We start from the raw sequence: 13,071 nt of genomic DNA on the forward strand, positions 1-13,071 counted from the left end.
TCAAGACTGGCAACGCGGGCAATAGTAACTTGCCCGCTGGCCTATCTTGACATGGCGTACCGGTTCCGAGCAAACCGGACACGCCAAACCCTGACGGCCGTATACGGATAAGGATTGTTGAAAATATCCGGGTTTGCCTTGGGCGTTTAAAAAATCTCTGAGTGTCGTTCCGCCCTGTTGAATCGCTTGTCGAAGTACGGATTGAATTGAGTCGATCAGCACTAAGCATTCTTGCTCCGATAGTGTGCCGGCAGCGCGGTTGGGATTTAACCCCGCATGAAACAATGCTTCGTTCGCATAGATGTTACCAACGCCGACGACGATCTTGGCGTCCATGATCGCGCTTTTCAACGGCACTTGCCGGTTGTTTAGGCGCTTGTATAAATAGGTTACGTTAAAATCTGCAGATAAAGGTTCCGGACCCAGTTCGGCTAGCAAAGGGTGTGTGTCAGGCGCGGTTGTCCAGAGCACGGCGCCAAATCGACGCTGATCGTTAAAACGTAACACGGTGCCGTCGTCGAAAACGAAGTCAATGTGGTCGTGTTTGCCAACCGTGCAATCGGCTTGAGTAATTCGCAGATTACCCGACATGCCTAGATGCAGCAGCATGGTTCCGGCTTCGGTGTTGAAAAGCAAATATTTTCCGCGACGAGTTATTTCATGCAATGTCGCATTGCTCAGTAAATCCGGCAATTCAGCAGGCACCGGCCAGCGGAGTTGATGTTGGCGTATCTCAATGTGTTTGAAGCGTTTCGTGGTGACGTGCGGCAAAATGCCCAGTCTAGTGGTTTCGACTTCCGGTAGTTCAGGCATGCTTATTAAATTTGAGTCAACAAATTGCGGGCTTCGAGTTGTAACTTTTGTCGGGCAAACAAAAAATGCCAGCGACTGCCGCCGCATTGACGCCACAACAAGGCGGAACGAATTCCGGCTAGTAATAACGTGCGAATTTTATTGACCGTGGTTTGGTTGCTTAAGTATTGGTGATCGCCATTGATCATGATGCGGGGGGGCAAGGTGCTGATAGTAGCGTGATACAAGTCTGCCAAATTGGCCAGGACATTTTCGTGCATGATACCGAATTGTTCCGCTTGTGCTTGGGCTTTCAAGACGCCGGAACGGATGTGTTGCAGCATGTCAGGATTTTGCCCCAGTTGTTTTTGTAAATGTAGCAGTTGTGCTGCATAGCGGGCTTGTTCCGGGTTAGCTACCATACGGCTAGTCAGTTGAATCTCTAATTGTTCCAGACCGTGCTTTACTCCGGTGAGCCCGCCGAACACGTCTACTACGCTGTCGGCATCGATTTTGAGGATACTGGATATGCTAGAGATAGTGGCGGCATTATCCGAATTACCTGTGGTGGCGAGTTGTCTAACTAACGAGCAAGCCTGAGCAATTCCGGCTAGGGCAATAGTTTGGTTGGAAAGCGATTTTAACGGCATGAACTATAAACAAGAAAGGTGGAGTTTCGAACGGAGTAAATACTATCGGCTATAGCGGTCAATGTAATAGCGGATAGATTTGATTGGCCCACCATTGTACCGCTTCCAGATAGATCGCCGCGATACGTTGTGGCGGTATGGAGTGAAATCTCGGCTCTACATCGTTCCAGCGTTCATAGGCTAAAGCGTAGTCCAGGGCTGCACCGGCATGACCGGATTTGACCAATATTGCTTGAGTGATCGGTTCCGATATAGGTAGTTGCTCTAAAACTTTCTCCAAGGACATGTCCAATATGCTATCCAAGCCGGAGAGTAAGCCGACTAAAAAAAAGGTTTCAGGCTCCTGATTCAGTTCCAGTGCTAGCAATTCGCACATTTTGGCTCTTATCAAGATATTTTGTAATACCGATGTCGGTTTTGCCGACATGGCAGACAAAGTTAAAATATTAACCCAGCGTTTTATTTCTTTTAATCCTAATATCGTTAATGCTTGTTGTATGGATTTTATTTTATTAGGAAGGGCAAATGATGCTGAATTTATGTAGTGCAGCAGTTTATAAGTTAAGCCTGCATCGATAGTGATAATTTTGCTAATTTCATCGAAACCGACATTGGGTCTGTTAATGGCGTTTAGCAATTGAATGGCTGAAGTTTGGCTTACGCTTAAACGCTTGCCTTCGACAATATGCGGCTTGCTGAAGAAAAAGCCTTGAAATAATTCGCAACCCCAGTTACGTAATAGATTAAACTCTTCATGCGTTTCGATTTTTTCGGCAAGCAATTTCAGTTTATAGGGCTTTAGCTTCTCGATAAGTTCGTGCGACTTGTTTAATCCGTTTGCAAGAACGTCAATTTTAACGATATTGCAAAATTCTAAAATGGGTAGCCATTCTTGAGTCAATTCAAAGTCGTCTAGGGCAATAACATAGCCTTGTTGCGATAGTTCCCTTAAGTTTGAAATTAAGGCGGAATCGATAACAACGTTCTCCAGTACTTCTATTACTATCCGGTTTTTTGGTAGTTTTAATGGAGTTTTATCCAGAATATTTTGTTCTGTAAAATTAATAAAGGCCAAGTGTGGACCGACCAGGTCTTTTAGGCCTATTTCTAATAGCAAATCTGTAATTACCTGGTTGGTAGCCGATGTGGCGCCGTCTTTTTGAGATAAATCGAAGTCATTGCCGCGGAATAGAATTTCGTAAGCGTAGGTATTCAGGTTTTTATCGAGTATTTGCTGGCGGCCGATTAGGAAGTCCGTCATTGGGTTTACTTAACCAAGTGCGTTGAACTATGATGGAGAATGTCTGCCTTATATCATGCACAGCGAAAGATAGTCTATAAGCTGGCCGGTTGAGGCGATTTTTGAACCATTATGATTGGAGGATGGATATGACTGAGTCGATAGCTATAGCAGTGGGAGGCATGAAATGTGGAGGGTGCGAAAACACCTTGACTTCAGCCTTATCTGCCATTGACGGCGTGTTGGCGGTAAAAGCGTCACATCAAGAAAAAAAAGTCGAGGTCGAGTTCGATCCCGCCAAACTGAGTATTGAGTCGTTAGAGGACGCGATCGAAAGGGCGGGTTTCTCGATAGAATAGCCGGAATATGTTGGATGGTCTCTTGACGCGACTAGCAGAGGGTTGTGAATGAATTTAAAAAATGATAATGCCGATACCGAAGTGCGATTGTCGATCTTAGGCATGCGTTGCGCCGGCTGTATCGCTGCTGTGGAAAATGCATTGGCTGGGGTATCGGGGGTTGAGGCTGTCAATGTCAATTTTGCCGACCATTCCGCGACCGTGTCAGGAGCCGCCGACCCGGCGCAAATGAAACGTGCTTTAAAACAGGCGGGGTACGATGCCGCAATCATGGAAGGACTGGAAGATCCTGCCGATGAGGAAGCTCAAGAAGCGCAACGCTACAAATCTTTAATGCAAAAAGCCGCGGTAGCCGGAGCGTTAGGTGTCCCCTTGATGCTGGGCGCTCATCTTGATTGGTTTCCGGAAATCGGTAAAGCCGGAAGTAGCGGCTTTTGGGGGGGGGTATCTTTGCTGACGCTGGTAATCCTTTGGTATAGCGGAGGGCATTTTTTCAGCGGGGCACTGAAGTTAGCTCGCGTTAAGCAGGCGAATATGGACACCTTAATCGCATTGGGTACCGGTTCTGCATGGTTTTACTCCACTATTGTCATAGATTATTCAGATAGCCTGCCGAGTCTGTCCAATCACGCCTATTTCGAAGCGGCAGCCACTATCCTGGCTTTCATTAATCTGGGCAGTGCTCTGGAGACTAGGGCTAGAGGTAAGACATCTGCGGCAATTAGAGCGTTGATAGGTTTGCAGCCAAGGACTGCTCGCGTGTTGAGGGAGGGTGCGGAAATCGATATTCCTATCGACCAAGTAGGCTTGGGGGAGACATTACGGGTTAGGCCTGGAGAAAAAGTCGCCGTTGACGGGGTAGTGACGGAGGGGCATTCAACCATCGACGAGTCGATGTTGACCGGCGAATCACTACCGGTGGAGAAAACCGTGGGTAGCAATGTTTCCGCAGGGACAATTAATCAAAGCGGCAGCTTTTTGTTTACTGCCCTCCACATAGGGCGAGACACGGCGTTAGCGCAAATCATCCAGAGCGTACGCCAGGCTCAAAATAGTAAACCGGCATTGGCAAAGCTGGCAGACAAGATTTCGTCGATTTTTGTGCCTGTGGTCGTTTGCATTTCCGTCGTAACTTTTATCACATGGCTGTTAGTCGGGCCCGAGCCGTCGCTGGGATATGCTTTTGTCACATCGATGACGGTACTGGTAATTGCTTGCCCTTGCGCGTTAGGTCTGGCGACGCCGATTTCGGTGATGGTTGCAGTAGGACGTGCCGCCCAGCTAGGCATTTTGATTCGGAAAGGCGAAGCCTTACAAACTGCCGGAAAGTTGACTTGCGTTGTATTGGATAAGACCGGAACGGTGACTGTAGGGAAACCGGTATTGCAGGAAACCGTGGCAATTAACGGTTTTACTCAGACTCAAGTGTTGCAATACGCTGCCAGCCTGGAATCCGGCTCCGAGCACCCGCTGGCAGCAGCGATTTTAACAGCGGCTCAGGTTGCAGGTATTCAACCGGATAAAGTGCGAAAGTTTCATGCAGAGATTGGCCAAGGCATATCCGGCCGGATTGCTAATCAGGATTGTTTATTTGGGAACGCGGTTTTAATGGAACGGCACGGTCTCGACTATTCTCCGCTCGAGCAAGAACTTCAGCGTCTGGCCGAGTTAGGACAAACGCCGATGCTTTTGTCGGTTGACAATATCCTGGCCGGAATTATTTCGGTAGCCGATCCTATCAAGCCCGATTCGGCCGAGGCGATAGCGAAGTTGCAGAGCAGTGGCATACGCATACTGATGGTGACGGGTGACAATCAGGTCACCGCACATGCCATTGCGGCTCAAGCAGGTATAAAAGAAATCCGTGCTCAGGTGTTACCAAAGGATAAAGCATCGGTAGTCCGGGAATTGCAACTTGCCGGAGAAATTGTCGGCATGGTGGGTGACGGCATTAACGATGCTCCGGCATTGGTACAAGCGGATGTCGGCTTTGCAATCGGTACCGGCACGGACGTTGCCATCGAAAGCGCTGACGTTGTGTTATTACGCGGTTCACTACTTCGAATACCGGAAGCGATGGCGTTGTCAAGGTTGGCCGTTAAAAATATAAAACAAAATTTACTAGGTGCCTTTTTTTATAACACAGTCGGGATTCCGATTGCTGCAGGGTTGTTATATCCTGTTTTCGGCATACTGCTGAATCCAATGCTAGCCGGTGCTGCCATGGCAATGTCATCAGTTACCGTGGTCAGCAATGCCAATCGTTTAAGATGGGCTCAACTGGTGGAATAGCAAAACGTTTTGAAAGATAGTCAGTTGACGGATTCTTGATTAAAATACTAGGTAAATAGCTTTTATTTGGCCACTAGAGAATTGACATGACTAATCCGATAGTTTTTACCGACAGTGCAGCCAGCAAAGTTGCTGGTTTGATTCAAGAAGAAGGCAACGACAATCTCAAATTGAGAGTTTACATTACGGGTGGGGGATGTTCCGGATTTCAATACGGTTTTACCTTTGATGAAGAGGTAAACGAAGACGATACGCTTGTTGTCAATGGCGGAGTAACCGTATTAATCGATTCAATGAGCATACAGTACTTGAACGGTGCTGAAATTGATTACAAAGAGGATCTGTCCGGAGCGCAATTTGTGATTCGAAACCCGAATGCGACCACGACTTGCGGCTGTGGCTCCTCTTTTTCGGCGTAATCGATTTTACGAAAATCATCGTAGGAGCGACGCCCTTGTCACGAATAGCCTTTCGAATCGCGACGGAGCGTTGCTCTCACATCAATGCTTTTGATTGGCTAGGGCGCTTGCCGAGCTTTCATGCACGTTAGCCCGGCTGTGCTTTAATCAACCGGAGAGATCTTGTTTGCCATAGCTTTCTATGATTCCGGCGATAGAACTTAGCGGTACTTCTCTCTGAACGGCGCCTAATCTTACAGCTTCTTTGGGCATGCCGTACACAACGCAACTGTGCTCATCCTGACCTACAGTTTGCGCACCGATGTTATACATTTCTTTCAAGCCGCGAGCACCGTCATCTCCCATGCCTGTCATGATGATGCCGAGTGCGTTTTTTCCGGCCCATTTTGCGACTGAACGAAACAGCACATCTACCGATGGTCGATGACGGTTTACCAAAGGACCGTTTTGCACATCAACAATATATTGCGCACCATTGCGTTTTACCGACATATGCTGTCCGCCTGGAGCGATCAATGCGCGCCCTGGAATTATCCTGTCTCCGCTTGCGGCCTCTTTTACCTCAATTTCGCATAGTGAATTTAAACGAGCGGAGAAAGCAGCCGTGAATTTTTCAGGCATGTGTTGAACAATGACGATGCCGGGACAGATACGCGACAAATGTGTGAGTACAACTTCCAGTGCCTGGGTTCCGCCTGTGGAGGTTCCGATAGCCACGATTCGATCGGTAGTGGAGGACATTGCTTGTACAGCCTGATAATCATTTGGTTTCGAAACGGGCTGGCTGCGGGCGGAACTCATGGTGAGTGATTTCATTCGCCGCATATCCGTTAATGATGCTGCTTTGATTGCGTGTATGATGTCGTTGGCTTCGTCCTCTAAAAAGCTTTTTAACCCTGCTTTGGGTTTAGTGACTATTCCTACGGCACCTGCTGCGAGCGCTTGTAACGTCGTTTCCGCGCCTTTTTCAGTGAGCGTCGAACAAATAACCACAGGAGTGGGCCGAACCGACATGATTTTTTTAAGAAAAGTGATTCCGTCCATACGCGGCATTTCTACGTCGAGAACTACAACGTCAGGCCAGTCTTGGTTCATTTTTGCCATGGCGAATATCGGATCCGATACCGCTCCAACGACTTCAATCGCTTCTGTTTTTTCCAACATTTGCGTGAGTACTTGGCGCACAACGGCAGAGTCATCTACTATCAAGGTTCGTATTTTCTGTACCGACATATCAAATCCTAGTGCATAGCAACATGTTGGAGCCAAACGTATCCACTCCAAACATCGAAAATTACGTTTCGATGGCCGGTACCGCCCAGGTGAGCGACTTTAATAGTGAATCCATGCTGCCTTAGCAAGCTTTGTCCGGCGGTAATATTTTTGTCAGGCACACTGAGTGTGGGATGTCTTTGGTGGGATGGGAATTGGTCGCCACCTCCGAATATTTTTACCTCGTAATCGTGCGGCCAGGTACTTGACTTGTCTAGTTCTTGCAGGAACAGCATGATGGCATCGCTTGCATAGCGTCCATCTAAATCGCTGGAATCTTTGACTAAAGACCGCAGCGGTAGCAGATAATGACACATGCCGCCAATTTGTAAGCGGGGATGCCACATGGTGATGGCTACACATGAGCCTAATAATGTTCGAATTCTCGTTTCCCGGTCTCCGAAATAAAATTCTCCAGGTTGCAAGAAGATATCGATGTAAGATTCCGGCTTTCGGAATTGAGTATTCATGCAGGCTTTTGATAAATCGACGGCGCAATTTGCTGTAAATTAGTTTTCATGCCGCTCAGAGATTCGGAGTGGCTGACAATAAAATATCCTCCGGGAATCAAATGATTTTGAATACGGTCGACTAGGTTTTGTTTGGTTGGTACGTCAAAATAGATCATGACGTTTCTTAAAAAAATGACGTCAAACAAACCAAGGTCAGGAAGCTTATCTATCAAATTTGCATATAAAAACTTGACATGTTTACACAGGCTTTCTTCAATCAAAAAAAAGCCATCGAATTCGGCGCTTCCTTTAAGGCAGTATTTTTTTAAAAAGGGTAGTGGGATTTTTTCTGCGGCACATATTGGATAAAGTGCCCGCCGAGCTTTTTCGATAATTCTTGTTGAAATATCTGTTCCTATGATTTCCCAGTTTGAATAAGGGCAATGCTCGGAAACTAGCATGGCCAATGTATAAGCTTCTTCTCCGCTTGAACTCGCTGCACTCCATAGCCGAAGCGGTTGGCCGGAACTGCGTGTGGGGAAAAAAACAGACTTTAAGAATTCGAAATGTTTTGGTTCTCTAAAAAAATAGGTTTCATTGGTAGTTAATAGATCTATCATCATAAAACTTTCGTTTTCAAACCCCGGCTTTCCAAGCGAGCGGAAATAATCAGAGTAATTATCAAATCCATAATATCGAATACGCTTGTCGAGTCTACCGGAGACTAATGCTTGTTTGCTATCGTTGAGTACAATCCCAGCATGTTTATATAAATAGTCTTTTACCCAAAGAAATTCATCTTGTCTTAGGTTTACGCTATTAAAATTTTGATGGCTATGAGAATTAGACGTCACCATGCATCGTATCGTCAATTATCGTTTTACTAAGATTTGCCATCTCATCAATTGAGAGAACTCGATTAACATTTAACAATATGACGAAACGCCCGTCACGTTTCGCCATTCCGCTTATAAAATCGGGTCTAATTCCGGTGCCGAAGCTAGGCGGTGGTTCGATTTCTTGTTGAGGTATTTCGACTACTTCATTGACGGCATCGACGATGATACCGATATCTTGTTGTGCGTTATCATCCGCAGCGTTAGTTGTTTCAACAATGACTATACCTGTTCGTTTTACTATGTTGGTATTGCCCTTTCCAAAACGTGCTTTTAAGTCAATAACGGGTACCACGCTACCCCTTAAATTAATGACTCCTCGAATGAAGCTAGGCATCATGGGTACTTCTGTAATATTACCGTAGTCGATAATTTCTTTAATATTTAAAATACCTAAAGCGTATATTTCTCCGCCAAGAACAAAGGTTAAATATTGGCCGACAGCGGTAGCACGCGGTTCGGAATGCATGGGTAATTGATTACCTGTCGTTGTGGTGATTGCAGACATTTGTAATCTCCTTAAAATCGTTCAAACTTTTTGAGGTCAAATTCTCCATCATAATTTTTTTCAGAAAATTGACGGCTCGCCGATGCTGGCGTTTTAAAGTTTTCGACACCACGTATCGATTTTTGAGGTGGACGAATTGATAAGTTATTTCCCTGCCCATTCCCAATTTTGAAAAAACTCATCAAACCTTGCAATTGTTCCGTTTGGCTGGTCATTTGTTCGGCTGTTGCGGCAAGTTCTTCGCTAGCGGATGCATTCTGTTGCGTTATCTGGTTCATTTGATTCATCGCAGTGTTAACTTGGTTGACTCCAGCTGATTGTTCTTGCGATGCGGCAGCGATTTCTTGAACTAAATCTGATGTTTTTGCAATACTGGGGACGATTTCATCAAGTAATTTACCCGCTATCTCCGCAGTTTTGACACTGTTTTCAGCTAATTCGCTAATCTCTTGTGCTGCAACCTGACTGCGCTCTGCTAGTTTTCTGACTTCTGCAGCTACTACAGCAAAACCTTTCCCATGATCGCCCGCACGTGCGGCTTCGATAGCTGCGTTAAGTGCTAACATATTGGTTTGATAGGCAATATCGTCGATGATTCCAATTTTTGCCGCAATATCTTTCATCGCAGCAACCGTCTGTTTTACCGCGACACCACCTTCATTGGCTTCTTTAGCCGCTTTTCCGGCCATTCCATCGGTAATTTTTGCGTTTTCAGCGTTTTGGCTGATGCTGGCGGCCATTTGTTCGACGCTTGCACTGGTTTCCTCGACACTGGCGGCTTGCTCGCTGGATGATTGAGAAAGCGATTGCGAGGTCGCACTGATTTGTTCGGCAGCATTGCCTAATTGACCTGCGGCGTTTATAACTTCAGAAATGGTTTTAGAAAGCTTTGATATTGTATTGTTAACAGTCTCTTTAAACTCTCCTAAATTCCCTTTGTAATTTCCATCAATTGTTCGAGTTAAATCGCCTTGTTCCAATCCCATAATAACGTCAACCGCTTCATTCAAAGGAAGAATAACGCCGTCTAAGGTGTCGTTTACCCCTTGAACGATTTTTTGATAGTCACCGGAATGTTTGCTGGCGTCAGCCCTGGTTTGTAAGCGACCTTCCACAGCAGCCTGAGAGAGCATATTGGCATCGGCCACCAAGGCGTTAACCGCGTCTATACAGGTATTGAGGTTATTTTTGATGACATTGAAATCGCCGTTATAGCTGTCGGTAATTTTCGGCGGAATGGCGCCTTTGGCGATGCGGTCGACATAATCGGCGGCTACGTTCAACGGGCCGATGACGGCGTCTAAGGTGTTGTTTACGCCCTGAACGATTTTGCGGTAATCGCCTTGATACTGTTGCGCATCAGCGCGGGTGGACAAACGTCCTTCTATGGCTGCTTGTTCCAAGGCGGCTGCTTCGGCCACCATATTACTAATTGCCTCGATACAGTTATTCAGATTATTTTTGATGGTATTGAAATCGCCGTTATAGCTGTCGGTAATTTTCGGCGGAATGGCACCCTTGGCGATGCGGTCGACATAGTCGGCGGCTACGTTCAACGGGCCGATGACGGCGTTCAGGGTGTCGTTCACGCCTTCGACGATTTTTCTGTAGTCGCCTTGATGGTTGCCGGCGTCGGCACGGGTCGAGAGTTTGCCTTCGACTGCTGCTTGAGACAGCATCACGGCATCGGCCACCAAGGCGTTAACCGCGTCTATACAAGTATTGAGGTTGTTTTTGATGACATTGAAATCGCCGTTATAGCTGTCGGTAATTTTCGGCGGAATGGCGCCTTTGGCGATGCGGTCGACATAGTCGGCGGCTACGTTCAACGGGCCGATGACGGCGTCTAAGGTGTTGTTTACGCCCTGAACGATTTTGCGGTAATCGCCTTGATACTGTTGCGCATCAGCGCGGGTGGACAAACGTCCTTCTATGGCTGCTTGTTCCAAGGCGGCTGCTTCGGCCACCATATTACTAATTGCCTCGATACAGTTATTCAGATTATTTTTGATGGTATTGAAATCGCCGTTATAGCTGTCGGTAATTTTCGGCGGAATGGCGCCTTTGGCGATGCGGTCGACATAGTCGGCGGCTACGTTCAACGGGCCGATGACGGCGTTCAGGGTGTCGTTCACGCCTTCGACGATTTTTCTATAGTCGCCTTGATGGTTGCCGGCGTCGGCACGGGTCGAGAGTTTGCCTTCGACTGCTGCTTGAGACAGCATCACGGCATCGGCCACCAAGGCGTTAACCGCGTCTATACAGGTATTGAGGTTATTTTTGATGACATTGAAATCGCCGTTATAGCTGTCGGTAATTTTCGGCGGAATGGCGCCTTTGGCGATGCGGTCGACATAGTCGGCGGCTACGTTCAACGGGCCGATGACGGCGTCTAAGGTGTTGTTTACGCCCTGAACGATTTTGCGGTAATCGCCTTGATACTGTTGCGCATCAGCGCGGGTGGACAAACGTCCTTCTATGGCTGCTTGTTCCAAGGCGGCTGCTTCGGCCACCATATTACTAATTGCCTCGATACAGTTATTCAGATTATTTTTGATGGTATTGAAATCGCCGTTATAGCTGTCGGTAATTTTCGGCGGAATGGCACCCTTGGCGATGCGGTCGACATAGTCGGCGGCTACGTTCAACGGGCCGATGACGGCGTTCAGGGTGTCGTTCACGCCTTCGACGATTTTTCTGTAGTCGCCTTGATGGTTGCCGGCGTCGGCACGGGTCGAGAGTTTGCCTTCGACTGCTGCTTGAGACAGCATCACGGCATCGGCCACCAAGGCGTTAACCGCGTCTATACAGGTATTGAGGTTATTTTTGATGACATTGAAATCGCCATTATAGCTGTCAGTAATTTTCGGCGGAATGGCGCCTTTGGCGATGCGGTCGACATAATCGGCGGCTACGTTCAACGGGCCGATGACGGCGTTCAGGGTGTCGTTCACGCCTTCGACGATTTTTCTATAGTCGCCTTGATGGTTGCCGGCGTCGGCACGGGTCGAGAGTTTGCCTTCGACTGCTGCTTGAGACAGCATCACGGCATCGGCCACCAAGGCGTTAACCGCGTCTATACAGGTATTGAGGTTATTTTTGATGACATTGAAATCGCCGTTATAGCTGTCGGTAATTTTCGGCGGAATGGCACCCTTGGCGATGCGGTCGACATAGTCGGCGGCTACGTTTAAAGGCGATATGATTGCGTCCAACATTTGATTGATGCTGGTAGACAAGTGTTGCATATATCCTTCAATGCCGCTTATATCAATTCTATTCTTTAGAAGACCGTTAATAATATCTTGCGTTATACTTTCCACTTTTTTAATGGCTTTTTCCTCATCGGTTACGTCAAACCATTCCACTGCATATCCGGTAACTTTTCCTTTATTATTTTTTAGTGGAAATGCAGTCAGCGCGAACGACATATCGAGTACTGATATAGTGGTTTTATAAGGCATTTTATTGACATCAGCAAAGATGTCTTTTTGTTTGTTCGGATCTTTGTGGTATTGATCTATATTTTGTCCGATAAGATTATTCGGATCGAACCTGGGAAATATCTGTTCCAAAGTTGTTTTGTGGCGTTTGAGTAAATCAATAACCGCGGGATTGGCATAAGTTATGTTGCGATCTACATCGCAAGTCATGACAGGTACGGTCATTTCTTTAACAATAGAAGCATATCTAGCCGTTTCAACTTCCATTTTTTGATACTCGGTAGCCCACCAAAACTCCAACATCGCGCCGGTAAACTCACCGGTATCGCGGACAAAAGGAGTAAGCGTAAAGTGAAACTTATCCGGGCCTAAGTCGAGTATTTTTGCCCAGCTTTTCCGATTGCGCAGATCTTCGAGGACTGTTAGCGGTATTAGGGAAAAGTTTTTCAACGAGGTGCCGGCGATTGAGGAAATGTCAAAATTTGGAATATCCGCATCGAACGATGCTTTGAACTTTTTATACAGTTCTATTGCTGCTTTGCTGGCATGAGTTGCTATTAAATTGCCATCAAAAAAAATAACTCCGTTGCTACTGTTATCCAGAAATTCATGGAATAAGTCGGCAGCTATGGTCGATTTGCTTTTTTCAAAAATATTGAGTATGCCCATAAAACATCCTCCAAGGATGAATAGTAAACTTGTTATTGAATGTGTTTCACATTTTCGCCTCTCGTACCGTCATTTCTCA

At 46.7% G+C, this 13,071-nt stretch carries 11 protein-coding genes and 1 pseudogene; 3 read left to right on the top strand and 9 right to left on the bottom strand.

Translation table 11 applies throughout. From position 1 onward, the window contains the following. The 3 genes from mutM to F1E05_RS09185 are packed head-to-tail and all read right to left on the bottom strand — an operon-like array spanning window position 1 to window position 2,703. Window positions 1–813 (bottom strand): bifunctional DNA-formamidopyrimidine glycosylase/DNA-(apurinic or apyrimidinic site) lyase, encoded by an 813-nt coding sequence (gene mutM, locus F1E05_RS09175; protein ID WP_150048004.1) that lies wholly within the window; start codon window positions 811–813, stop codon window positions 1–3. A 5-nt stretch (window positions 814–818) separates the two neighbouring features. Further along, window positions 819–1,442 carry a high frequency lysogenization protein HflD gene (gene hflD / locus F1E05_RS09180; RefSeq protein ID WP_150048005.1) on the bottom strand — a complete coding sequence of 208 codons (624 nt, stop codon included), beginning with the start codon at window positions 1,440–1,442 and terminating at the stop codon, window positions 819–821. A 58-nt stretch (window positions 1,443–1,500) separates the two neighbouring features. Next, complete coding sequence (locus F1E05_RS09185; RefSeq protein WP_150048006.1) at window positions 1,501–2,703, bottom strand: EAL and HDOD domain-containing protein; 1,203 nt, start codon at window positions 2,701–2,703, stop codon at window positions 1,501–1,503. A 128-nt stretch (window positions 2,704–2,831) separates the two neighbouring features. Between F1E05_RS09185 and F1E05_RS09190 the strand changes: the two genes are divergently transcribed. From F1E05_RS09190 to erpA, 3 genes are all read left to right on the top strand, one after another. Beyond that, a complete protein-coding gene (locus F1E05_RS09190) occupies window positions 2,832–3,041 on the top strand; it encodes a heavy-metal-associated domain-containing protein (RefSeq protein ID WP_150048007.1) in 210 nt (69 codons plus the stop codon). Window positions 3,042–3,089: 48 nt separating this feature from the next. Further along, window positions 3,090–5,333, top strand: a complete 2,244-nt coding sequence (locus F1E05_RS09195; RefSeq protein ID WP_150048008.1) for a heavy metal translocating P-type ATPase — start codon at window positions 3,090–3,092, stop codon at window positions 5,331–5,333. Between the two features lie 86 nt (window positions 5,334–5,419). Continuing rightward, entirely contained in the window at window positions 5,420–5,752 is a 333-nt protein-coding gene (gene erpA, locus F1E05_RS09200; RefSeq protein ID WP_150048009.1) for an iron-sulfur cluster insertion protein ErpA, read from the top strand. 147 nt (window positions 5,753–5,899) lie between these two features. On the opposite strand, the gene F1E05_RS09205 is transcribed toward erpA, so the two are convergent. From F1E05_RS09205 to F1E05_RS20880, 6 genes and pseudogenes are all read right to left on the bottom strand, one after another. Continuing rightward, window positions 5,900–6,985, bottom strand: coding sequence for a protein-glutamate methylesterase/protein-glutamine glutaminase (locus F1E05_RS09205; RefSeq protein ID WP_150048010.1), 1,086 nt, complete (start codon window positions 6,983–6,985; stop codon window positions 5,900–5,902). A gap of 8 nt (window positions 6,986–6,993) precedes the next feature. Continuing rightward, window positions 6,994–7,494: a chemotaxis protein CheD gene (locus F1E05_RS09210; protein ID WP_150048011.1), complete on the bottom strand. Its 501-nt coding sequence runs from the start codon at window positions 7,492–7,494 to the stop codon at window positions 6,994–6,996. Beyond that, complete coding sequence (locus F1E05_RS09215; protein ID WP_150048012.1) at window positions 7,491–8,333, bottom strand: CheR family methyltransferase; 843 nt, start codon at window positions 8,331–8,333, stop codon at window positions 7,491–7,493. The genes F1E05_RS09210 and F1E05_RS09215 overlap by 4 nt, the downstream gene beginning before the upstream one ends. Further along, on the bottom strand, window positions 8,320–8,880 hold the full coding sequence (locus F1E05_RS09220; RefSeq protein ID WP_150048013.1) for a chemotaxis protein CheW: 561 nt from the start codon (window positions 8,878–8,880) through the stop codon (window positions 8,320–8,322). The genes F1E05_RS09215 and F1E05_RS09220 overlap by 14 nt, the downstream gene beginning before the upstream one ends. 11 nt (window positions 8,881–8,891) lie before the next feature. Continuing rightward, a complete protein-coding gene (locus F1E05_RS09225) occupies window positions 8,892–12,128 on the bottom strand; it encodes a methyl-accepting chemotaxis protein (RefSeq protein ID WP_232056833.1) in 3,237 nt (1,078 codons plus the stop codon). A gap of 300 nt (window positions 12,129–12,428) precedes the next feature. Continuing rightward, window positions 12,429–12,992 (bottom strand): annotated as a pseudogene (locus F1E05_RS20880) (PAS domain-containing protein); the annotation flags it as partial. Between the last annotated feature and the right edge of the window lie 79 nt (window positions 12,993–13,071).

The organism is Methylomonas rhizoryzae, from assembly GCF_008632455.1.
Classification (GTDB): domain Bacteria; phylum Pseudomonadota; class Gammaproteobacteria; order Methylococcales; family Methylomonadaceae; genus Methylomonas; species Methylomonas rhizoryzae.

What these genes read in the sequence shown, in the direction of transcription:
- mutM (WP_150048004.1), bottom strand. Translation starts at nt 813, where the DNA reads ATGCCTGAACTACCGGAAGTCGAAACCACTAGACTGGGCATTTTGCCG.
- hflD (WP_150048005.1), bottom strand. Translation starts at nt 1,442, where the DNA reads ATGCCGTTAAAATCGCTTTCCAACCAAACTATTGCCCTAGCCGGAATT.
- F1E05_RS09185 (WP_150048006.1), bottom strand. Translation starts at nt 2,703, where the DNA reads ATGACGGACTTCCTAATCGGCCGCCAGCAAATACTCGATAAAAACCTG.
- F1E05_RS09190 (WP_150048007.1), top strand. Translation starts at nt 2,832, where the DNA reads ATGACTGAGTCGATAGCTATAGCAGTGGGAGGCATGAAATGTGGAGGG.
- F1E05_RS09195 (WP_150048008.1), top strand. Translation starts at nt 3,090, where the DNA reads ATGAATTTAAAAAATGATAATGCCGATACCGAAGTGCGATTGTCGATC.
- erpA (WP_150048009.1), top strand. Translation starts at nt 5,420, where the DNA reads ATGACTAATCCGATAGTTTTTACCGACAGTGCAGCCAGCAAAGTTGCT.
- F1E05_RS09205 (WP_150048010.1), bottom strand. Translation starts at nt 6,985, where the DNA reads ATGTCGGTACAGAAAATACGAACCTTGATAGTAGATGACTCTGCCGTT.
- F1E05_RS09210 (WP_150048011.1), bottom strand. Translation starts at nt 7,494, where the DNA reads ATGAATACTCAATTCCGAAAGCCGGAATCTTACATCGATATCTTCTTG.
- F1E05_RS09215 (WP_150048012.1), bottom strand. Translation starts at nt 8,333, where the DNA reads ATGGTGACGTCTAATTCTCATAGCCATCAAAATTTTAATAGCGTAAAC.
- F1E05_RS09220 (WP_150048013.1), bottom strand. Translation starts at nt 8,880, where the DNA reads ATGTCTGCAATCACCACAACGACAGGTAATCAATTACCCATGCATTCC.
- F1E05_RS09225 (WP_232056833.1), bottom strand. Translation starts at nt 12,128, where the DNA reads ATGCAACACTTGTCTACCAGCATCAATCAAATGTTGGACGCAATCATA.